Annotated in this window: 21 protein-coding genes and 1 pseudogene; 14 read left to right on the forward strand and 8 right to left on the reverse strand. The window is 69.7% G+C overall.

Features of this window, described 5'->3' with window-relative positions:
* From DK459_RS12625 to DK459_RS12645, 5 genes and pseudogenes are all read left to right on the forward strand, one after another.
* Window positions 1-1,140, forward strand: a 1,140-nt coding sequence (locus DK459_RS12625) for an ABC transporter substrate-binding protein (RefSeq protein ID WP_110134787.1), incomplete at its 5' end; no start/stop codon positions are given.
* 35 nt (window positions 1,141-1,175) lie between these two features.
* On the forward strand, window positions 1,176-2,096 hold the full coding sequence (locus DK459_RS12630; RefSeq protein ID WP_006385967.1) for a branched-chain amino acid ABC transporter permease: 921 nt from the start codon (window positions 1,176-1,178) through the stop codon (window positions 2,094-2,096).
* Window positions 2,097-2,115: 19 nt separating this feature from the next.
* Window positions 2,116-3,102 carry a branched-chain amino acid ABC transporter permease gene (locus DK459_RS12635; RefSeq protein WP_006385966.1) on the forward strand — a complete coding sequence of 329 codons (987 nt, stop codon included), beginning with the start codon at window positions 2,116-2,118 and terminating at the stop codon, window positions 3,100-3,102.
* Between the two features lie 62 nt (window positions 3,103-3,164).
* Window positions 3,165-3,878: pseudogene (locus DK459_RS12640) on the forward strand (ABC transporter ATP-binding protein); the annotation flags it as partial.
* Complete coding sequence (locus DK459_RS12645) at window positions 3,875-4,585, forward strand: ABC transporter ATP-binding protein (protein ID WP_054448292.1); 711 nt, start codon at window positions 3,875-3,877, stop codon at window positions 4,583-4,585. The pseudogene DK459_RS12640 and the gene DK459_RS12645, both read left to right, overlap by 4 nt.
* Before the next feature lie 30 nt (window positions 4,586-4,615).
* Here DK459_RS12645 and DK459_RS12650 read toward each other — a convergent pair whose 3' ends face one another.
* A complete protein-coding gene (locus DK459_RS12650) occupies window positions 4,616-6,244 on the reverse strand; it encodes a mannitol dehydrogenase family protein (protein WP_049054542.1) in 1,629 nt (542 codons plus the stop codon).
* A 267-nt stretch (window positions 6,245-6,511) separates the two neighbouring features.
* Between DK459_RS12650 and DK459_RS12655 the strand changes: the two genes are divergently transcribed.
* From DK459_RS12655 to pyrF, 3 genes are read left to right on the forward strand one after another with little or no spacing between them, the layout of a single operon-like run.
* Entirely contained in the window at window positions 6,512-6,910 is a 399-nt protein-coding gene (locus DK459_RS12655; protein ID WP_006385962.1) for a diacylglycerol kinase, read from the forward strand.
* A gap of 52 nt (window positions 6,911-6,962) precedes the next feature.
* Complete coding sequence (locus DK459_RS12660) at window positions 6,963-8,282, forward strand: NAD(P)/FAD-dependent oxidoreductase (protein ID WP_054481814.1); 1,320 nt, start codon at window positions 6,963-6,965, stop codon at window positions 8,280-8,282.
* A gap of 7 nt (window positions 8,283-8,289) precedes the next feature.
* Window positions 8,290-9,108: an orotidine-5'-phosphate decarboxylase gene (gene pyrF / locus DK459_RS12665; RefSeq protein ID WP_006385960.1), complete on the forward strand. Its 819-nt coding sequence runs from the start codon at window positions 8,290-8,292 to the stop codon at window positions 9,106-9,108.
* 68 nt (window positions 9,109-9,176) lie between these two features.
* On the opposite strand, the gene DK459_RS12670 is transcribed toward pyrF, so the two are convergent.
* From DK459_RS12670 to ribBA, 6 genes are all read right to left on the reverse strand, one after another.
* Window positions 9,177-9,743: a CinA family protein gene (locus tag DK459_RS12670; RefSeq protein ID WP_049054540.1), complete on the reverse strand. Its 567-nt coding sequence runs from the start codon at window positions 9,741-9,743 to the stop codon at window positions 9,177-9,179.
* Complete coding sequence (locus DK459_RS12675) at window positions 9,740-10,246, reverse strand: phosphatidylglycerophosphatase A (protein WP_054499180.1); 507 nt, start codon at window positions 10,244-10,246, stop codon at window positions 9,740-9,742. The genes DK459_RS12670 and DK459_RS12675 overlap by 4 nt, the downstream gene beginning before the upstream one ends.
* Window positions 10,247-10,395: 149 nt before the next feature.
* Window positions 10,396-11,361, reverse strand: coding sequence for a thiamine-phosphate kinase (thiL, locus tag DK459_RS12680; RefSeq protein WP_110134789.1), 966 nt, complete (start codon window positions 11,359-11,361; stop codon window positions 10,396-10,398).
* 240 nt (window positions 11,362-11,601) lie between these two features.
* Window positions 11,602-12,093 (reverse strand): transcription antitermination factor NusB, encoded by a 492-nt coding sequence (gene nusB, locus DK459_RS12685; RefSeq protein ID WP_006385956.1) that lies wholly within the window; start codon window positions 12,091-12,093, stop codon window positions 11,602-11,604.
* On the reverse strand, window positions 12,062-12,592 hold the full coding sequence (gene ribH, locus DK459_RS12690) for a 6,7-dimethyl-8-ribityllumazine synthase (RefSeq protein ID WP_006391339.1): 531 nt from the start codon (window positions 12,590-12,592) through the stop codon (window positions 12,062-12,064). Before ribH ends, nusB begins: the two co-directional genes overlap by 32 nt.
* A gap of 10 nt (window positions 12,593-12,602) precedes the next feature.
* A complete protein-coding gene (gene ribBA, locus DK459_RS12695; RefSeq protein WP_006385954.1) occupies window positions 12,603-13,778 on the reverse strand; it encodes a bifunctional 3,4-dihydroxy-2-butanone-4-phosphate synthase/GTP cyclohydrolase II in 1,176 nt (391 codons plus the stop codon).
* Between the two features lie 147 nt (window positions 13,779-13,925).
* Between ribBA and DK459_RS12700 the strand changes: the two genes are divergently transcribed.
* From DK459_RS12700 to phnE (DK459_RS12725), 6 genes are all read left to right on the forward strand, one after another.
* Complete coding sequence (locus DK459_RS12700) at window positions 13,926-14,732, forward strand: HAD-IIB family hydrolase (protein ID WP_054472926.1); 807 nt, start codon at window positions 13,926-13,928, stop codon at window positions 14,730-14,732.
* A gap of 10 nt (window positions 14,733-14,742) precedes the next feature.
* Entirely contained in the window at window positions 14,743-15,558 is an 816-nt protein-coding gene (locus DK459_RS12705) for an IclR family transcriptional regulator (protein ID WP_006385952.1), read from the forward strand.
* Window positions 15,559-15,771: 213 nt separating this feature from the next.
* On the forward strand, window positions 15,772-16,770 hold the full coding sequence (phnD, locus tag DK459_RS12710; RefSeq protein WP_110134790.1) for a phosphate/phosphite/phosphonate ABC transporter substrate-binding protein: 999 nt from the start codon (window positions 15,772-15,774) through the stop codon (window positions 16,768-16,770).
* A 5-nt stretch (window positions 16,771-16,775) separates the two neighbouring features.
* Window positions 16,776-17,546: a phosphonate ABC transporter ATP-binding protein gene (gene phnC / locus DK459_RS12715; protein WP_006385950.1), complete on the forward strand. Its 771-nt coding sequence runs from the start codon at window positions 16,776-16,778 to the stop codon at window positions 17,544-17,546.
* Complete coding sequence (gene phnE / locus DK459_RS12720) at window positions 17,546-18,445, forward strand: phosphonate ABC transporter, permease protein PhnE (RefSeq protein WP_049054605.1); 900 nt, start codon at window positions 17,546-17,548, stop codon at window positions 18,443-18,445. The genes phnC and phnE (DK459_RS12720) overlap by 1 nt, the downstream gene beginning before the upstream one ends.
* Window positions 18,442-19,266, forward strand: coding sequence for a phosphonate ABC transporter, permease protein PhnE (phnE, locus tag DK459_RS12725; RefSeq protein WP_006385948.1), 825 nt, complete (start codon window positions 18,442-18,444; stop codon window positions 19,264-19,266). Before phnE (DK459_RS12720) ends, phnE (DK459_RS12725) begins: the two co-directional genes overlap by 4 nt.
* 163 nt (window positions 19,267-19,429) lie before the next feature.
* On the opposite strand, the gene DK459_RS12730 is transcribed toward phnE (DK459_RS12725), so the two are convergent.
* Window positions 19,430-21,600: autotransporter domain-containing protein (locus DK459_RS12730; protein WP_370445597.1), on the reverse strand; the 2,171-nt coding region annotated here is incomplete at its 5' end.

A 21,600-nucleotide genomic window follows, 5' to 3' on the forward strand; every position in this document is an offset into this window, starting at 1 on the left:
GTGGCCCTGGCTCCCGGGGCCGCCGCCTGGGCCGACGTCAAGATCGGCCTGCTGACCACGTTGACCGGCCCCGGCTCGGTGCTGGGGCAGGACCAGCTCGACGGCTTCATGCTGGCCGTGGAACAGGGCGGCGGCAAGCTGGGCGGCGTGCCGGTGCAGGTCATCAAGGAAGACGACCAGTTCAAGCCCGAGATCGGCGTGCAGGCCGCGCGCAAGCTGGTGCAGAGCGACAAGGTGCCGATCATCACCGGCATCGTGTATTCGAACGTGATGCTGGCGGTGGCGCGGCCGGTGACGGGCGCCGGCGTGTTCCTGGTGGGCTCGAACGCCGGCCCCACCAACCTGGCGGGCAAGGACTGTTCGCCGTTCTTTTTCTCGACCTCGTGGAACAACACCCAGCGCCACGAAGGCAGCGGCGAGATGGCCAACCAGATGGGCTTCAGGAAGGTCTACCTGCTGGCGCCCAACTACCAGGCCGGCAAGGACGCCATGGCCGGCTTCAAGCGCTTCTTCAAGGGCGAGGTGGTCAACGAGGTCTTCACCCAGGTCAACCAGCCGGACTACTCGGTCGAACTGGCGGCGCTGGCCGATGCCAGGCCCGATGCCGCCTATGTGTTCTTTCCCGGCGGCATGGGCGTGAACTTCATCAAGCAGTACCGGCAGGCCGGCTTGTTCGACAAGATCCCGCTGCTGTCGGTCGACACCATCGACGGCGCCACCCTGCCCGCGCTGCAGAAGGATGCGCTGGGCGCGGTCACCAACGTGCCGTATTCGCCGGACCTGGACAACGCCGCCAACAAGGCCTTCGCCGCCGCCTTCCGCCAGAAGTACGGCCGCGAGCCGTCCAGCTACGCGGCCCAGTCGTGGGACGCGGCGCAACTGATCGGCTCGGCGCTCAAGCGCACCGGCGGCAAGACCGACGACAAGGAAGCCTTGCGCAAGGCGCTGGAGGCGGCCGACTTCGCATCGGTGCGCGGCGAGTTCCGCTACCAACCCAACCATTTCCCGGTGGCCGGCTTCTTCCGCGCCGACGTGGCGGCGGGCGCGGACGGCAAGGTCGGTTTCGTCAACAAGGGCCCGATCTTCGCCGACCTGTCCAAGGTTTCGGACCAGTACGCCGCCCAGTGCGCCATGAAATGACGCCGGCCTGCCGGGCAAGAACGAGGTAAGGCGCCATGTCCGCGACATTGCTGCTGGTGCAGGCCCTGAACGGCCTGCAACTGGGTATCCTGCTTTTCCTGCTGGCCGCCGGGCTGACGCTGGTGTTCGGCATCATGAACTTCATCAACCTGGCGCACGGCTCGCTGTACATGATGGGCGCCTTCATCGCGGCCACCGTGTTCCGCCACAGCGGCTCGTTCCTGCTGGCGGCCGCCGCGGTGGTGGCGGGCATGGCGCTGCTGGGCCTGCTGCTGGACCGCATCGCGCTGGCGCGGCTGTATCCGCGCGAGCACCTGGACCAGGTGCTCGCCACCTTCGGTTTCATCCTGTTCTTCAACGAGCTGACCCGCATCATCTGGGGCCCGGCGCCCCTCAGCATGGGCCTGCCGTCGTGGCTGTCGGGCACCATCGACCTGCTGGGCGTCACCTACCCGCTGTACCGCTTTCTCATCATCGTGGCGGGGCTGGCGGTGGCGGCGGGCTGCTACGCGCTGATCCACCGCACGCGGCTGGGCATGCTGATACGCGCCGGCTCCACCGACCGCATGATGGTGGGCGCGCTGGGCGTGAACATCGCGCGCCTGAACACGCTGCTGTTCGTGCTGGGCGCGGTGCTGGCCGGCGTGGCCGGGTTGATGGCCGGGCCGATCCTGTCGGCGCAGACCGGCATGGGCGAACCGATCCTGATCCTGACGCTGGTGGTCATCGTCATCGGCGGCATCGGCTCGGTGCGCGGCGCCTTCCTGGCGGCGCTGATGGTGGGGCTGGTGGACACGCTGGGCCGGGCGCTGCTGCCCGCCCTGCTGCGCGCCGCGCTGCCGCCGGCCGCCGCCAACGCGGCCGGGCCGGCGATCGCCTCGATGCTGATCTACATCGTCATGGCGCTGGTGCTGGCGCTGCGGCCGCAGGGCCTGTTTCCCGTGCGGCACGGCTAGCGCCCAAGGAGGCCAACACATGCTTCGACTCTCTCCCCGCGCGTTCGCCGCCGGCGCGCTGTTGCTGCTCCTGGCGCTGGTGCCGCTGTATGCGCAATGGCAGGGCGAACCCTTCCTGCTGGCGCTATTCGGCCGCGTGCTGGTGTACGGCATCGCCGCGCTGGCGCTGAACCTGCTGCTGGGCTACGGCGGCATGGTCAGCTTCGGCCACGCGCTGTACCTGGGCCTGGGGGCCTATGCGGTCGGCGTGCTGAACCACTACGGCATCGAGAACGGCTGGCTGCACCTGCTGGCCGCATTGGGCGCCTGCGCGGCGGTCGGCCTGGTGAGCGGCTACGTGGTGATGCGCACGTCCGGCATCGCCTTCATCATGATCACGCTGGCGTTCGCGCAGATGTTCTATTTCCTGGCCACCGGGCTGGAAGGTTTCGGCGGCGACGACGGCATGTCGCTGTTCGCCGGCAGCGACTTCGGCCTGTTCCGGCTGGATACGCCGCTGGCGCTGTACTACACCGCGTTCGGCGTGCTGCTGCTGGCGCTGGCCGCGCTGCGCCGCCTGGTGCAGGCGCCGTTCGGCATGGTCCTGCGCGGCTGCCAGGCCAACGAGCGGCGCATGCGCGCGCTGGGGTTCGCCACGCTGCGCTATCGCCTGGCGGCCTACGTGCTGTCGGCGATGGTATGCGGCGTGGCGGGCGTGCTGCTGGCTAACCTGACGCTGTACGTATCGCCTTCGTACCTGGCCTGGACCACCTCCGGCGAACTGATCGTGATGGTGGCGCTGGGCGGACTGGGCACGGTGGTCGGCCCGGTCGCCGGGGCGCTGGCCTTCCTGCTGCTGGAGGAAGGGCTGAAGCTGCTGACCGACCATTGGATGCTGGTAATGGGCCTGCTGATCGTAGGCGTGGTGCTGGTGTCGCGCCGCGGCCTGTATGGCGGCCTGTCGGACAAGCCGTTGCGCCTGGGCGCCGCGCGCGCCCTGCCCCATCCCACCGGAGAACCGCGATGAGCGCGCTGCGCGTCGAACACCTGGTCAAGCGCTACGGCGGCCTGACCGTCACCGACGACCTGTCGCTGGACGTACGGCCGGGCGAGCTGCATGCCGTGATCGGCCCCAACGGCGCCGGCAAGACCACGCTGATCGGCCAGTTGAGCGGCGAGCTGCGGCCCGACGGCGGCCGCGTGCTGCTCGACGGCGAGGACGTGACGCGCCTGCCGGTCGAGCGGCGCGTGCGCCGCGGGCTGGCGCGCTCTTACCAGATCACCTCGGTGTTCAAGCCGTTCACCGCCCTGGAGAACGTGGCCATGGCGGTGCAGGCGCGGCGCGGCCACAGCTTCCGCTTCTGGCGGCCGGTGCTGTCGACCCCGGCGCTGCGCGAGCCGGCGCGCGAGGCGCTGGCGCAGGCCGGGCTCGACGGCCGCGCCGACACACCCGCCGCCGCCCTGGCGCATGGCGAGCTGCGGCAACTGGAGCTGGCCATGGTGCTGGCCTGCCAGCCCACCCTGCTGCTGCTGGACGAACCCATGGCCGGCATGAGCCAGCACGAATCCGAGGCCATGACGCGCCTGCTGCAACGGCTGCGCGGGCACTACACCATCCTGCTGGTGGAGCACGACATGCAGGCGGTGTTCGCGCTGTCCGACCGCATCACGGTGCTGGTGTATGGCCGCGCGCTGGCCTGCGGCGACGCCGACCAGATCCGCAACGCCCCGCAGGTGCGCGAATGCTATCTGGGCAGCGAACGCGGCCACGCCGGCCGCCGCGCGCAGGGAGCGCCGGCATGAGCGCGCTGCTGTCGCTGCGCGGCGTGACCGCGCATTACGGCGCCAGCCAGGCGCTCTTCGGCATCGACCTGGATATCGCCGCGGGCGAGTTCGTGACGCTGCTGGGCCGCAACGGCATGGGCAAGTCGACCACGGTCAAGGCCATCATGGGCCTGAACCGCGCCAGCCGCGGCGCCATCACGTTCGACGGCGGCGACATCGTCGCCCTGCCGGCCTACAAGGTGGCGCAATGCGGCATCGGCCTGGTGCCCGAGGGCCGGCACGTGTTCCCCAACCTGTCGGTGCGCGAGAACCTGGTGGCCACCGCGCACAATCGCCAGGGGCTGGCGCAGCCCTGGACGCTGGAACGCGTCTACGCGCTGTTCCCGCGGCTGGCCGAACGCGCGCGCCACCTGGGCAGCCACCTGTCGGGCGGCGAGCAGCAGATGCTGGCCATCGGCCGCGCGCTGCTGACGAATCCGCGCCTGCTGATCCTGGACGAGGCCACCGAGGGGCTGGCGCCGGTGGTGCGCGAAGAGATCTGGCAGGCGCTGGAAAGCCTCAAGCGCACCGGGCTGGCGGTGCTGTGCATCGACAAGAACCTGGAGCCGCTGCTGGCCACGGCCGATCGCCACGCCATCATCGAGAAAGGCCGGGTGGCCTGGAGCGGCACGTCCCAGGCCTTCATCGACGACGAAGCGCGCCTGCTGCAATACCTGGGCGTGTAGCGCGGCGGCCGGGGCCGTCGCGCCGCCGGCTCACATGCCGACGCCGGCCGCTTCCCGCGAGCGTGGCGCGGCCTCGGCGCCAGCGCCCGCGGCCATCTCCGCCGCTGGCGCGGCATCGGCCGGACCGGAAGGCGCGGGGTCGCGCGCCACCGCTTCCAGCGCATGCAGCGCCCCGTGTTCGCGCAGGATTTCCAGCTGCGCGGCCAGCGCGTTGACGAACACGGGCTTGTCGCCCAGGTCGCCGAACACCGGCCGATAGCCCGCCAGCACCAGGGCGCGGCGATACACGGCCTGCTTGGGCGCAGCCGCCCGCGCCGCCACATCGGCGCGCGCCAGCAGCCTGGACAACGGCGCGGCCAGCGGATCTTCGATGGGATAGCGCGCGCCGTGCTCGTCTTCGCCGCGCAGGTAGTGCAGCCAGGCCGCCACGGCGAGCGCCAGCCTGCGGATGTCGTCACCGCCGCGCAGGCGGTCGCGGATCGTGGCCAGCAGGCGGGGCGGCAGCTTCTGCGATCCGTCCATCGCCACCTGCCGGGTCGGATGCGGCAGCGCCGCGTTGTCGACCCGCGCCAGGAATCGCTGCCGATAACCTTCCAGGCCGGCATCCGGGATGCCCTTGAGCGTCGGCGCGATCTCGTGGCGCATCAGGTCGTCGACGAAGCCACGCAGCGCCGGCACCGCCGCGGCCTCGCGCATCGTGGCCGCGCCCAGCAACGTGCCCAGGTAGGCCAGCACCGAGTGCGGGCCGTTGACCATGCGTAGCTTCAGGCGCTCGTAGGGCGCGGCGTTGGCCACGAAGGTCGCGCCCGCCGCCTCCCAGGCCGGACGCCCGGCCGCGAATTTATCCTCGACCACCCAGTTCATGTAGGGCTCGCCGATCACCGGCCAGGCGTCCTCCACGCCCAGCCGCTGCGCGATGCGCGCGCGGTCGTCGTCGCGCGTGGCCGGCACGATGCGGTCCACCATGGAATTGGGGAAGGTGCAGTGCGTGTCGATCCAGCTGGTCAGGGCCACGTCCAGCCGCAGCGCGAAGGCCAGCACCAGGCTGCGCAAAGTGTCGCCGTTGGCCTGCAGGTTGTCGCAGGACAGCAGCGTCACGGGGGGCAGGCCGCGCTCGCGGCGCAGCGCCAGGCCGTGCACCAGCAGGCCGATGGCGCTGCGCGGACGGATCGGATTGTCCAGATCGTGCAGGATGTCCGGATCGTCCCAGCGCAGGTGGCCGGTGGCCGGGTCGTGGCAATAGCCCTTCTCGGTGATGGTCAGGCTGACGATGCGCGTCTGCGGATAGGCGATGCGTTCGAGCACCGCGTGGGGGTCTTCCTCGGCGACCATCACGCGCTGCACCGCGCCGACCACGCGCAGTTGCTCGCGCGCCGCGCCATCCGGGCCGCTGTCACGCAGCGCCAGGGTGTAGAGGCCGTCCTGCGGCGCCAGCGCGTCGCGCGTGGCGGGGCTGCGCAGCGACACGCCGAGAATGCCCCAGGTCAGGTCCTGGCTGGCGGCCATGGCCAGGTCCGTGGCCAGCGCCTGGTGCGCGCGGTGAAAGGCGCCCAGCCCCAGATGCACGATGCCCGGCGTCAGCCGGCTGCGGTCATAGGCGGGTTTCTCCACGTCCGCGGGCAGGCGTGGCAAGGACTCCGTATTCAAGCGTTCGAGCATGGATCGCAATGTCTCATGGCGCCGTCATGCATCTGCCCCGGGACAGGCGGAAAGGCGCGTTGGTAGGGAATTGCACACGGCGGGCGGGCTCGAAGCCGACGCCGTGATGCCGCGCGTCGCCAGGGTATCGCATGGTCGTGACGAAGGCAAAAAGTAACGTAGTATTACCAGTAAAAACCCACGGATCCTTGACCCGCCTCATGCCGAATCACGCCGGCAACCCATATCTGTTAAAAAGCCGCCACACCCGGCCTTATTACGCTTCCCATGTCGACCAATCCGCACCACTCGCCCTACAAAAGCACCGGCGGCCTGCGCCGCATCCTGAATGCGCTGCGCTACTCGCTGCAGGGCCTGCAGGCCGCCATCAAGTACGAGGCCGCCTTCCGCCAGGAACTGGCGCTGGCCGTGCTGCTGATCCCGGCCGCGTTCTTTTTGGGACGCACCACCGTCGAGGTGTTCTTCCTGATCGGCACCGTGGTGCTGGTGCTGGCGGTGGAACTGCTGAATTCGGCGGTCGAAGCGCTGGCCGACGCCTTGTCTGTCGACACCCATCCCCTGCTGGGACGGGCCAAGGACCTGGGCAGCGCGGCCGTCATGCTGCTGTTGCTGTTCACCGTGGCCGTCTGGGTGGGCGTGGCGGTGAGCCGGTTCGTGATGCACTGAATTCCGGCGCCGGCTTGCCCGCCCCGGGGTCCGCGCCTCTATACTGGGAGCCATGATGCCCAACTCGACGCCAGCCCCTTCGGAACGCATCGTCATCGTCGGCGGGGGTGCCGGCGGCCTCGAACTGGCGGCCAAGCTCGGCCGCATCCACGGCCGCCAGCACATCACCCTGGTCGACAGCCGGCCGTTCCACATCTGGAAGCCGTCGCTGCACGAAGCGGCGGCCGGCACACTGGACATCCACCAGGAAGGCCTGTCCTACCTGATGCTGGCGCACCTGAACGGCTTTTCCTTCGCCCAGGGCCGGTTGATCGGTGTCGACCGCGAACGCCGGCTGATCAGCGTCGACGCCGTGGCCGACGCGCAAGGCCAGGAAGTGCTGCCGCGCCGCGAACTGGCCTACGACACGCTGGTGCTGGCGCTGGGCAGCACCTCCAATTTCTTCAATACCCCGGGCGCGGCCGAACACGCCGTCACGCTGGACACCACCGAGAACGCCGAGCAGTTCCGCCTGACCATGCTCAAGGCCATGGCGCTGGTCGACCAGGCCAAGGTGCGCGATCCGTCGGCGCGGCTGGACCTCGTGATCGTCGGCGGCGGCGCCACCGGCGTCGAGCTGGCGGTCGAACTGACCGAAGCCAGCCACGTCGTCAGCGCCTACGGCCTGCCGAATTTCCGCGCCGAGCGCGACCTGGCGATCACGCTGGTCGAGGGCGCGCCGCGCATCCTGTCGGCGCTGCCCGAGAAGATCTCCGCCGCCGCCACCGCGCGGCTCACCGAACTCGGCATCCGCGTCGAAACCGCGTGCCGGGTCTCGGAAGTCTCCACCGATTCCGTCAAGACCGCCGACGGCCGCGAATTCCCGGCGCGGCTGTGCATGTGGGCGGCCGGCATCAAGGGCCCGGCCCTGCTGGCCGAGCTGGACCTGCCGCTGAACAAGCTGGGCCAGGTCGAGGTCAATGAACGGCTCGAAACCGCCGACCCGCACATCCTGGCGCTGGGCGACTGCTGCGCCGCGCCCTGGCGCGACGGCCGCACCGTGCCGGCGCGCGCCCAGGCCGCGCACCAGCAGGCCGACTACCTGTGCAAGAAGCTCACCGCGCGCCTGCGCCGCGCGGCCGAACCCACCGCTCCCTACGTCTACGAAGACCACGGCTCGCTGGTCTCGCTGGGCCAGGACGCCGGCGTCGGCAGCCTGATGGGCAAGCTGGCCGGACGGGGACTGTTCGTAAGCGGTACACTGGCGCGCCTGATGTACATGAGCCTGCACCTGATGCACCACAAAGCGGTGCTGGGCATCTCACGCACCGCCTCCCTGGCCCTGGCGCGCCTGCTCATGCGGCGCACGCGCCCCCGGGTCAAACTGCACTGAACTCCCCATGAATTTCCTCCAAAGACTCGAACACGCCTGGACCACCAGCAACTCGCTCCTGCAAGTCGGGCTTGATCCCGACCCGCAACGCTTCCCGCGTGAACTGCAGGGCAAGCCGGACGCGATCTTCCAGTTCTGCCGCGACATCGTCGATGCCACCGCGCCCTACGCCTGCAGCTTCAAGCCGCAGATCGCCTACTTCGCCGCGCACCGCGCCGAAGACCAGCTCGAAGCGCTGTGCCAGCACATCCGCGACCAGCACCCCGACCTGCCCATCGTGCTGGACGCCAAGCGCGGCGACATCGGCTCCACCGCCGAGAACTACGCCCGCGAAGCCTACGAGCGCTACCAGGCGCACGCGCTGACGGTCAGCCCGTACATGGGCCTGGACTCGGTCGAGCCCTACCTGGCCTGGCGCGACCGCGGCGTGATCGTGCTGTGCCGCACCTCCAACCCCGGCGGGTCGGACCTGCAGTTCCTCAAGATGGACAACGGCGAGCCCCTGTACCTGCACGTGGCGGGGCTGGTGGCCGACAAGTGGAATGCCAACGGCCAATGCGGCCTGGTGGTGGGCGCGACCTTCCCGAACGAGCTGGCCGCGGTGCGCCAGCGCATCGGCGACGCGGTGCCGCTGCTGGTGCCCGGCATCGGCGCCCAGGGCGGCGACATCACCGCCACCGTCAATGCCGGCGCCAACGCCGCGCGCAGCGGCATGATGATCAACTCGTCGCGCGCCATCATCTACGCCAGCGGCGGCGATGACTGGCGCCAGGCCGCGGGCGAGGCCGCGCGCGGCCTGCGCGACGCGATCAACGCGGTGCGCTGAGCGCCGCTCGCGGGGCCAGGCGGCTCCCGCGGTATCCCTGGACCGCGCCATTGCGCGCGCGGTCCTCCTCAACGCCGGTTGACCGGCGCCCCCAGCAGTTCCAGCACCCCGCGCAGCGCGAATTCAACCGCCTGCTGGCGCACCTGCGCGCGATCGCCGCCGAAGACATGGGTGACGGCGCGGCTGCTGATGCCGTCGCCGACCCGCTGCGCGAAGCCGAAGCACACCATGCCCACCGGCTTGCCCGGCGTGGCGCCGCCCGGGCCGGCGATGCCGGTGGTGGACACCGCCACCTGCGCCGCCGGCGATGCCAGCAGCACACCGTTGGCCATTTCCAGCGCCACCGGCTCGCTGACCGCGCCGAAGTGATGCAGCGCATCCGGCGACACGTCCAGCTCGGCGACCTTGGCGTCGTTGCTGTAGGTGATGAAGCCGCGATCGAACCACTCGCTGGAACCGGCCACCGCCGTCACGGCGCCGGCCAGCAGGCCGCCGGTGCAGGACTCGGCGGTGCCCAGCACCAGGCCCTGGCGCCGCAGCGTGTCGCCCAGCCGCTCGGCCAGTCCATAAGCGGTGGCCTGCGCCAATTGTTCGGCCGACAGATTGGACCGGCCGCCTTCGTGTTGCTGGTTCATCCCAAGACTCCTGTGCGCACGACCAGCGCCATGATCAGCAAGGCGTATCCGGCCGCGACGATATCGTCCCACATTACCCCGAAACCGCCCTTCAGGCGGGCATCGAAGAACTTGATGGGCGGCGGCTTGACGATGTCGAACGTGCGGAACAGCACGAACGCCAGCGCCTGCGACAACCAGCCGGCCGGCGTCAGCCACAGCACCAGCCAGAACGCCACCATCTCGTCCCACACCATTCCGACATGATCGGGTTGCTGGAGTTGGCGGCCGACACGGTCGCAGGCCCAGCAGCCATACAGGAAGGCCAGCGCCAGGAAGATGCCGATGGCCAGGTCGGACGCGGCCGGCGCGGCCGCGACCCAGATCAGCCAGGCCAGCAACGTGCCCCAGGTGCCCGAGGCGGGCCGGATCAGGCCGCTGCCCAGGCCGAAGGCGATCAGTCGGCCCGGATCGCGGCAGACCCAGGACAGCGAGGGATAGACGGCCCGCGAGCGTTCGCGCATGGAGGGAGAGCGGGGAGAGAAGGACGACATGGATGCGGGCCCGTCAATGGCAGGGAAAATGGCAACGGAAATGGCGGTCTTGGCGGGCGCTGCCCGTGGCAGCGATTGTGCCAGGGTTTGGCGGCGCGCCTGGCAAGGCAGGCGCCCCCTCAAGCCGCGGGGAAATGGTCGAAGCCGGCGGGCAGCCGGGCCAGCGCTTGCCCGCCGGCATCCAGCACCGCCAGCCCCGGCCGGGCCGAAACGCTGCCCACCCGGGTCACGCGCGCGCCCGCCGCCTGCGCGGCGGCCAGCACGGCGTCGCGGCGGGCGGGCGGCGCGGTAAAGCAAAGCTGGTAGACGTCGCCGCCGCCCAGCACGGCGCGGCGCGCCAGGTCGGCGGGCATGCCGGCCAGCGCGGCGGCCACGGGCATGCGGTCTTCGTGCAGCACCGCGCCCACCCGGCTGGCCGTAAGGATATGGCCCAGGTCCTGCAGCAAACCGTCGGAAATATCGATGGCGGCGTGCGCGATGCCCCGCAACGCCAGCCCCAGCGCCACCTGCGGTTCGGGCCATTCCAGCGCGCCGCGGGTCGCGGCCAGCCGCGCCGCGTCGGCCGGGTACTGCCCGTCGAGCAGGCGATAGGCCACATCGGCCGCGCCCAGTTCGCCGGACACCCAGATGTCGTCGTCCGCCCGCGCGCCATCGCGGCGCAACGCGGCGCCGGCCGGCACGGCGCCGAACACGGTCACGCTGATGGCCAGGTCATGGGCGCTGCGGGTGGTGTCGCCGCCGATCAACGGGCAGCCATGGGCCGCCGCCAGCGCATGGAACCCGTCGGCAAAGACCGCCAGCCACGGCTCGTCCAGCCGCGGCAACGCCAGCCCCAGCACGCAACCGATGGGCCGCGCGCCCATGGCGGCCAGGTCCGACAGGTTCACCGCCAGGGCCTTGTGCCCCAGCGCCTTCGGATCGACATCGGGAAAGAAATGCCGGCCTTCCAGCAGCAGATCGGTGCTGGTGGCCACCTGTTCGCCGGGCGGCACCGGAAACAACGCGCAGTCATCGCCCACGCCCAGCAGGCCCGCCGGGGCGGAGCGCGTGAAATAGCGCGCGATCAGATCGAATTCGGACGCCACGACAACTCCGCAGTCCGGCGCAATGCGCCGGTATTGACTCCCACACCGGAGCCACGCTCCAAGGGAAGATTCGCGCCAAAGAGAGGCCCGCACCAAAGGAACGGAAAGGTAGCTCCGAAAGAAAGGAGACCGATCCAAAAAAATGTGCCTCCCCAGACCCGGGCCGCGCGGATCCGGCTCCGCCGGTCCGCAGCGGCGCCCCCCTGGGGGGGAAGCGCGCAGCGCTCCGGGGGGGGGTATCTACTTCTTCATCTCGTGCGAGCGCACGTCCGCCGCGAGCTTGTCGAGCACACCATTGACGAACTTGAAGCCATCCGTGCCGCCGAACGACTTGGCCAGTTCCACGGCCTCGTTGATGGCGACCTTGTACGGCACTTCGACATGATGGATCAGTTCGAAGCTGCCGATCAGCAGGATGCCGTGCTCGACCGGCGACAGCTCGGCCAGCGGGCGGTCGACGTAGGGCGTGAAACGCTCGCGCAGCGCGGGCGCTTCGCGCAGGACGCCATGCAGCAAGGTCTTGAACCACTGCGCGTCGGCCTCGGAGAATTCCTCGGTGTCGCGCAGGTGGGCATCGATCTCGCCGGCGTCCTGCGTGCCTTCGCCGCCGCGCAGCAGCCACGCGTACACGCCCTGCAGCGCGAATTCGCGCGCACGGCGGCGCGCGCTGCGGGCATTGGCGCGGGCTTGCGCCGCGCTATCAGCGCTGGTCGTCGTCTTCTTCGTCGTCAAAATCTTCGTCCTCGTCTTCGTCGTCTTCGTCTTCTTCCTCGGGCTCCAGGGCCGCCACCAGGTTGGCCATTTCGACGGCCACCTGGGCGCAGTCGCGGCCCTTGCCGGCGGCGCGGGCCTGTGCCTGCTCGTCGGTGTCCACGGTCAGCACGCCGTTGGCGACCGGGATGCCGGTCTCGAGGGAGATGCGGGTGATGGCAGTGGCCATTTCATTGCTGACCACTTCAAAGTGATAGGTCTCGCCGCGGATGACCGCGCCCAGCGCGATGAGGGCGTCGAACTCGAAGGTCTCGGCCATGTGCGACAGGGCCACGCCCAGTTCCAGGGCGCCCGGCACGGTGGCGACCATCACGTCGCGCTCGTCCACGCCGAGTTCAGCCAGTTCCTTCAGGCACGCTTCGAGTTCGGCCTGGCCGATCTCTTCATTGAAACGGGCGCGAACGATGCCGATGTGCAGCCCTTCGCCATTCAGGTCGGGGGTGAGGATGTAAGGGTTCATGTGTCGGCCTTCAGTGTGTTGCGGGAGAGTTCGGAGGGTCGCAATCGTAACCCGTAATGGTGAGCGAGAAGCCCGCCATGCTGGGCATCTTGCGCGGCCGGGCCAGCAGCTTCATCTGGCCCACGTTCAGGTCACGCAGAATCTGGGCGCCGATGCCGTAGGTGCGCAGGCCGAAACGGTCGGCGTTGGCGGGGTTGGCATTGGCCTTGGGGTCGTTCCAGCCGGCGATCTGGGCGAACAGGTGTTCAGTGGAGGACTGGCAGTTCATCAGCACCAGCACGCCGGCCGGCGCCTGCGAAATGGCCTGCAGGGCCTGCGCCACGCCCCAGCTGTGCGGGCTGGCGCCGGTATCCAGCACGTCCAGCACCGAGGCCGGTTCATGCACGCGCACCAGGGTCTCGACCTCTGGCGCCACGGTACCATGCACCAGCGCCAAGTGGGCCGAGCCGGTGGCGGCGTCTTCGTAGGCCACGGCCTCGAAGGTGCCCCAGGCGGTCTGCATGCTGCGCTTGCCGACGCGCTTGACGATGGATTCGTGCTCGCTGCGGTATTGGATCAGGTCGGCGATGGTGCCGATCTTCAGGTTGTGCTCGCGGGCGAACTCGACCAGGTCGGGCAGGCGCGCCATGGTGCCGTCCGGCTTGAGGATTTCGCAGATCACCGCGGCCGGGGTCAGGCCGGCCATGGCGGTCAGGTCACAGCCGGCCTCGGTGTGGCCGGCACGCACCAGCACGCCGCCGGGCACGGCGCGCACCGGAAAGATATGGCCGGGCTGGACCAGGTCGGACGGCTTGGCGTCGCGCGCCACCGCCACCTGGATGGTGCGGGCGCGGTCGGCGGCCGAAATGCCGGTCTCGACGCCTTCGGCGGCCTCGATCGACTGGGTGAAATTGGTGCCGTATCGCGTGCCGTTGCGGGCCGCCATCAGCGGCAGGTCCAGCTGGCGGCAGCGTTCTTCGGTCAGGGTCAGGCACACCAGGCCGCGGCCGTGGGTCACCATGAAGTTGATGGCCTCGGGCGTGACGAATTCGGCGGCCATGACGAGGTCGCCTTCATTTTCGCGGTCTTCTTCGTCAACCAGGATGACGATGCGGCCGGCGCGCAGCTCGGCGATGATCTCGGCGACCGAGGCAATATCGAAGGATTCCGGCTCGGAGCCGGGCAACGGGGACAACTGGACGGACATGGCGGGCACGCAAACCAGGCGGGAAAGCCCGGATTTTACCGCCCCCGGCGCCATATCCCCTACCGGGTCGCGCCGCCCCCGCCCAAACAGGGCCATCCGGTTAAACTTTCGGCCGGAGAACACCCCATAAAACCAAGGAAAAACGCCATGCAAGCCCTTGCGGCCATGCCTTTGACCGTCGCGGCGGGGATCCGCGTCGTGCTCACCGACATCGACGACACCCTGACCACCGAAGGCCGACTGCCCGCCGACGCCTACGCCGCCCTGGAACGCCTGGAACAGGCCGGCATCCAGGTGGTGCCGATCACCGGCCGCCCGGCCGGCTGGTGCGACCACATCGCCCGCATGTGGCCGGTGCGCGCGGTGGTCGGCGAGAACGGCGCGTTCTACTACGCGTACGACCGCCAGGCGCGCCGCATGGTCACGCACTACTGGACCGACGCGGCTTCGCGCCAGGCCAGCCGCAAGCAGCTGGACGCGATCCGCGACCGGGTGCTGGCCGAGGTGCCCGGCGCCGCCGTGGCCAGCGACCAGGACTACCGCGTGGCCGACCTGGCCATCGACTTCTGCGAAGACGTGCCGCCCCTGCCCGAGGCCGATATCGGCCGCATCGTGCGCATCTTCGAAGACGCTGGCGCCCAGGCCAAGGTCAGCTCGATCCACGTCAACGGCTGGTTCGGCGACTACGACAAGCTGACCATGACGCGCACCCTGTTCCAGCGCGAGTTCGGCGTGGACGTGGCCGGCGCGCTCGACAGCACGCTGTTCATCGGCGACTCGCCCAACGACGAGCCCATGTTCGCCTACTTCCCGGTCTCGGTCGGCGTGGCCAACATCCAGTCGCAGTTGCACCGTCTGACGCACCGCCCCGCCTACGTGGCCGCGTTCCATGGCGGCGCCGGCTTCACCGAGATGGCCGACCGCCTGCTGGCCGCCCGCGCCGTCACCGCCTGAGGCACGCACCGTGGCCACCGCCAAACCTTCCGCCCCCGCCGCCAACGACGGCCGCCGCAGCATCCAGTCCATCGAGGTCGGCGTGCCGCTGCTGGCCGCCCTGGTCGACGCCGCCAAGCCGCTGACCCTGCGCGACCTGGCCGCCGGCGCCGGCATGACCTCGGCCAAGGCCCACCCCTACCTGGTCAGCTTCATCCGGGTCGGCCTGGTGCAGCAGGACAGCATCACCGGCCAGTACGAGCTGGGGCCGTTCGCGCTGCAGATGGGCCTGGTCAGCCTGCAACGGCTGGATCCGGTGCGCATCGCCATGCCCGAGATCGCCAAGCTGCAATCCGAGATCGGCCACACGCTGGGGATCGCGGTGCTGGGCTCGCACGGCCCCACCATGATCCACATGACCGAGGCCAGCTACCCGGTGCACGTGAACATGCGCAAGGGCACCGTGATGTCGATGCTGCACACCGCCACCGGCCTGGTGTTCGCGGCCTGGCTGCCGCCCAAGGTCAGCGAGCACTACATCGCCCGCGAGGAAGGCGATACGGCGGTGATCTCCAGCGTGTCGCCGCCGCGCAAGGTCAGCCGCGCCAACATCGAGGCGCAACTGGCCGACATCCGCGTGCACGGCATGGCCCGCGCCCTGGGCAACCCGCTGCCGGGCGTGGACGCCCTGTCGGTGCCGGTCTTCGACAACACCGGCAACATCGTGCTGGCGCTGACCAGCCTGGGCCCCACCGGCCTGTTCGACGTATCCTGGGACGGCGCCATCGCCCGCCCGCTGCTGGCCTGCGCCCACGAGATCTCGCGCAAGCTGGGCTACCGCGCCTGACCTTCCCTCCTCTCGCCTGACCCGCAAGCCGCGCGACGGATCCCCCGATCCGCTCGCGTGGCCGCCGCGCTGTTCGCGCAAAAACGAACTCAAAGCGAACAAAACGAACAAAACCCGAAAAGAAACACAGGGACTTTCCCGAGTGTGCCTCCCGCGCTTGTATGTTTGAATTCAGTTACCAGTCATATTCAAACCTATAACAGGAGACATACGATGCGCGCCTTGCGTCTACTGCAAGCGGCCTCGCTGGCCGCGCTCGCGTTCGGGGCATCCGCCGCCCACGCCGCCGACACCTGCTCGAACCGGGGCGACCTGGACCAGAACTACTGCGACGCCAACAAGGACCTGGTGGCCGACACGCCCACCGATCCGGCCAAGCTCAAGACGCCGTCGACGCTGGTGTTCACCTACACCCCGGTGGAAGACCCCGCGGTGTATGAAGACATCTTCAAGCCGTTCACCAAGCACCTGTCCGAATGCACCGGCAAGCGCGTGGTGTTCTACCAGGTGCAGAGCAACGCCGCCGAAATCGAGGCCATGCGCTCGGGCCGCCTGCACGTGGGCGGCTTCTCCACCGGCCCCACCGCCTTCGCCGTGAACATCGCCGGCGCGGTGCCGTTCGCCGTCAAGGGCTACGCCGATGGCTTCCAGGGCTACAACCTGATCGTCATCGTCAAGAAAGACAGCCCGTACCAGAAGCTCACCGACCTCAAGGGCAAGAAGCTGGCGCACACCGCGCCGTCGTCGAACTCCGGCCACATGGCGCCCGTGGCGCTGTTCCCCAAGGAAGGCCTGACGCCCGACAAGGACTACAAGGTGGTGTTCTCGGGCAAGCACGACCAGTCCGTCATGGGCGTGAACTCGGGTGACTACGACGCCGCCGCCGTGGCCTCGGACGTGTTCAAGCGCATGATCGAGCGCGGCCAGGTCAAGGAAGCCGATTTCCGCGTCATCTACAAGAGCGAGAAATTCCCGACCTCGTCGTTCGCCTACGCGCACGACCTGGAGCCGAAGTTCCGCGACCAGATGCTCAAGTGCTTCTACGACTACCGCTTCCCGGCCGAGATGTCCAAGGCCTTCGACGGCGCTGACCGCTTCTACCCGGTGACCTACCAGAAGGACTGGGCCATCGTGCGCCAGGTCGCCGAATCCGGCGGCGAGAGCTTCAACCGCGCCGCGTACGACCGCGAATCCGCCAAGAGCAAGAAGTAATCAGCATGACGACGTCGCTACGCATTTCCGGCCTGGTCAAGGAATACCGGGCCGGCCGGCCGGTATTGAACGGCATCGACCTGCAGATCGCGGGACGCGGCCTGACGGCCATCATCGGCCCGTCAGGCACCGGCAAGAGCACGCTCCTGCGCTGCATCAACCGGCTGATCGAGCCGACCCGCGGCGAGATCGTGCTCGAAGCCGGCGACGGCGCGGTCGACCTGGCCCGGGTGCGTGGCGCGTCGCTGCGGCGCGCGCGCCGGCGCATCGGCATGGTGTTCCAGGAATACAACCTGGTCGAACGCCTGACCGTGATGGAAAACCTGCTGACCGGACGGCTGGGCTACACCGGCGCCTTCAAGGCCTGGACCCGCCGCTTCGAGGCCGACGACATCGAGCACGCCTACCAGCTGCTCGATACCGTCGGCCTGGCGGGCTTCGCCGACCAGCGCGCCGACGCCCTGTCGGGCGGCCAGCGCCAGCGCGTGGGCATCGCCCGCGCGCTGATGCAGCGTCCGCAGTTGCTGCTGGCCGATGAGCCGACCTCGTCGCTCGACCCCAAGACCTCGGTCGAGATCATGGAGCTGCTGGCGGCGCAGGGCGACGCCAGCGGCATCCCCGTCATCGTCAACATCCACGACGTGGAGCTGGCGCGACGCTACGCCGGCCGCATCGTCGGCATGTCGGGCGGCCACGTGGTCTATGACGGCGACGGCCATGGCCTGGACGCCAACATGCTCAAGACCATCTACGGAGGCGAGTCTTGGCTGGCGTAATGACTCCTCGTCCGTCCCACCCGCGTCCCTTCGCGCTGTCCGGCCGCGCCAAGGCCGGCGTGCTGCTGCTGGTGCTGTACACAATCTACGCGGCCGCGCAGCTGGACTTCAGCTGGGCCCGCTTCGAAAGCGGCATGGGCCATGCGTCGACCTTCCTGGCGCGCATGTTCCCGCCCAATTTCGAGAAGCCCGCCACGCTGTGGAAGGGCATCGCCGAAAGCCTGGAGATCGCGGTGCTGGCCTCGGTGCTGGGCATCCTGTTCGCGCTGCCCGTGGGCCTCTTGGGCGCGCGCAACCTGATGCCGGCCTGGGTCTCGTGGCCGGCCCGCTCGATCGTCGCGCTGTGCCGCGCGCTGCATCCGGTGATCGTCGCGATCCTGTTCGTCAAGGCCGTTGGCTTTGGCGCGCTGGCCGGCATCCTGGCGCTGACGGTGGCCTCGATCGGCTTCATCGGCAAGCTGTTCACCGAAGCCATCGAGGAAATCTCGCTCAAGCAGGTCGAGGCGGTGCGCGCCACCGGCGCCTCGTTCGCCAACGTGCTGGCCTTCGGCGTGCTGCCGCAGGTGTTCGCACGCTTCATCGGCTTTGCCACCTACCAGTTCGACTCGAACCTGCGCAACTCCACCATGGTCGGCATCGTCGGCGCCGGCGGCGTGGGCGGCACGCTGTTCTCGGCCTTCCAGCGCTTCGACTACGACTTCGTCAGCGCCATCCTGCTGACGCTCATCGCCATCATCATGCTGGGCGAGATCCTGGCGGGCTTCGTGCGCGCCGTGTTCCTGGACAACCTGGGCTTTGACCGCATCCTGCAGGGCCGCTTCGCCGGCGCGCGCGGCATTGGCTCGAGCGCGTCGAAGGCGGCCTACCAGGCCGCGCGCAAGGCGGAGGCGGACCAATGAACACGCACGCCCCCACCTTGCCCGCCAACCACGCGCCGCGCGTCTGGCACCGCTACAGCCTGGGCCAGCGGCTGCTGCGCTTCGCTCTCTACCTGCTGCTGGTCGCCGCCATCGTGCAGGCCATCCGCGGCGTCGAAGTGATTCCGGAGTTCCTGTACGACGCGCCCGAGCAGATGGCCGACCTGTTCCAGCGCATGTGGCCGGTGGACTGGGCCCACTATCGCGGCGGCGTGCACGACGCGCTGATCGAGACCCTGCACATCGCCACGCTCGGCACCATCCTGTCGGTGATCATGGCGGTGCCGGTGGGCCTGCTGGCGGCCAACAACCTCACGCCCAGCAAGACCATCAACATGCTCGCGCGCCTGATCCTGGTGTCAAGCCGCTCGGTCAATTCGCTGGTGTGGGCGCTGCTGTTCATCGCCATCTTCGGCCCCGGCGCGCTGGCCGGCACGCTGGCCATCGCGTTCCGCTCCATCGGCTTCGTCGGCAAGCTGGTAGGCGAAGCCATCGAAGAAGCGCAGCGCGGCCCGATCGAGGCGGTCACCGCCACCGGCGCCAGCAAGGCATCGGTGATCTGGTACGCCTACTGGCCGCAGATCCGTCCGGCGTTCTGGTCCATCGTGCTGCTGCGCTGGGACATCAACGTGCGCGAATCGGCGGTGCTCGGCCTGGTCGGCGCCGGCGGCATCGGCATGGCGCTGGACACCGCTCTCAACCTGTTCCAGTGGGACCGCGTGGCGCTGGTGCTGGTCGCCATCTTCGTGGTGGTGGTGCTGGCCGAAATCCTCATCACCCAGGCGCGCAAACGCATTCTCTGAAGCATTGCGCGCGCACGCCAAGAACGTTCCTTTGCGCCGCCCGGCAACGGGCGGTTTTTTTTGCCCGCGTGGGAACGCCGCAAGGGCGCGGGCCAGAGGCGACGGGTGGGAGGCGACGGATGAGAGGCGGCCGGCACGCCGCGACCCGCCCGCGCGGCAAGCGTCAGAAGCGGATCGCGAGATTGGCCCGCACGCCATGGTCCCGCGCCGCGCCGGCAAGCTGCCCCTGGTAGGCCAGGCCAAGGACGGTCCTGGGCGTGACCTGCAGATCCAGGCCCGCCTCGATCACCGCGCTGTCACGGGCGATGGCCACGCCCGCCACCGTGAACGCGTCGCCGGCCGAGAAAGCCTGCGTCGCCACCGGCTTGATGTCGCCCAGCGCGTGGCGCCAGCCGAGCGAACCGCGCGCCATGGCCTGCGCGGGACCCAGTTCGAAACCGGACGCGGCCCGCAGGCCCAGCGTGGTGAAGGTGGTCTCGGTGGTCTGGCCGCTGGCGTGCAGCGCGGCGGCGCCGCCGCTTTCTCGATAGCCGTCGGTGCGCAGGTTGACATAGGCCAGGTTGGCGAACGGTTCGAGCGCCACGGCCGCCGTCTCGATGCGGTACCCCAGGTCGATGAAGGCCTGCGCGGTGCGGCCGTCGTAGCCGGCCTTGAGGCGGTCGGCGAAGCCGGGCATGGCGACCGAGCGGCGCGTGGCGATGTCGTGCCAGCTGTACGCCAGGCCGCCACGCAGGCCCAGCGCGCCCCATTGGCCGCCGCCGTAGGCGCCCAGGTGGTAGTTGTCGCTGTGCCCGGACGAGGCGCGATCGTTGGCGTCGAAATCGCTGCGGCTGTAGCCGGCCATCAGGCCGAGCCGCCAGGCGTCGGCAACCGGCGCATCGACCCCCATCAGGAAGCCGCCGGTCGAACTCTTGACACCCGCGGCATTGCCGTCGCCATCGATCCGGCTCCAGTTGCCCATGCCCTGGATCCAGCTGGCGGGCCCGCCGAGTCTGGCCGGCGCCAGCGGCGCGGCGCCGCCTAGCGCGGCCAGCAACGGCGCGGATCGCGCGCCGGCCGCGCCCGCCGCCGCGCGCAGGCGGTCGCTCATGGCGTCGCGCAGATAGCGGCTGTCCTGCAGCAGCACGGTCTTGGCCGAGGCGTGCATCTCGCCGGACAACTGATCGAAGCCGGCTTGCAACGCGCCCGCATCGTCCGGCAGGCGCACGATGGCGTCATAGAGCCCGTGTCCGCCGGCCAGGCCGATGCTGTCGATGGCCGTGGCCGTGGCGCGCTGGTTGCGCGTCGCGCCCTTTGACGCCATGCGGGTCTCGTTGCGCGACAGGTTCAGCGACACGCGGCCCGCGCCGTAGTCATACGCCAGGCTGGGCGTGAGGAAAGCGAAGTCGGACGACACGTTATCGAAGCGGCCGGACAGCGCGCCGTCCACCTCCATGATCGTGTAGCTGGCGCGCAGGCCATAGTTGCCGTTGGCGCCGATGTGCACCACCGAACCGCCATTGAGCGTGGCGTTGCCGGTGACGTGGACGCGGTCCGCGCTGCTGCCCGCGGGGTCGGCCTCGACCAGGTAGCGCCCGCCCGGCTGCACCACCAGGTCGCCATCGATGGTGAGCATGCCGATCGAATTGCCGGGCGACAGCGCGCCCCCGGCGGCCACGGTGATGGTCGACCCGGCGCCCGCGCCGAGGGTGCCATTGCCCCCCAGCACGCCGCCATCGGCCACCGTGAACGAACCGCCCAGCCGGCCGTTGACCGCCACCCGGCCGCCGTTGACGAGCGTGCGCCCGCTGAAGCCGGAACTGTCGCCCTTCAGGTCGAGGACGCCCTCGCCGGCCTTGATCAGGTCGCCGCTGCCCGCCAACAAACCGGTCAGGCCCAGCGTGGTGTTGGCGGCCACGTCAAAACCGCCCGACTGCGTCACGGTGATGGCGCGCGCCGTGTCGAACGACGCCGTGGTCGCCAGCATGCCGCCGCCCTCGAGCGCCAGGCCGCCGGCGGCCGCGCCGAGATTGGCGTCGCGCTCGACCTCCAGCGTGCCGCCCGTGATGCGCGTGCCGCCGCTGTAGGTGTTGGCGCCGCCCAGCGCCAGCGTGCCGGCGCCGGCCTTGGTCAGCGTCCTGCCGTTCCAGCCGCTCGCCGCGTTGGCGGCCTGGTCGGCCAGCGCCGCACCGACCGTGAAGCGATCCGAAGCGTTGGCCAGCGTGAACGTGCCGTGCGCCAGACTGTTGCCGGCGGTCCAGGTCAGGCCATAGCGGGCCAGGTACTGGCGGTTGTCCGGCGACTTGCGCGTATTGACGCTCAGGTAGTCCACCGCGCCGGCGGCGCCGCCGGCGC

This window comes from Achromobacter sp. RW408 (assembly GCF_003184165.1).
GTDB classification, from domain to species: Bacteria; Pseudomonadota; Gammaproteobacteria; order Burkholderiales; family Burkholderiaceae_B; genus Achromobacter; species Achromobacter xylosoxidans.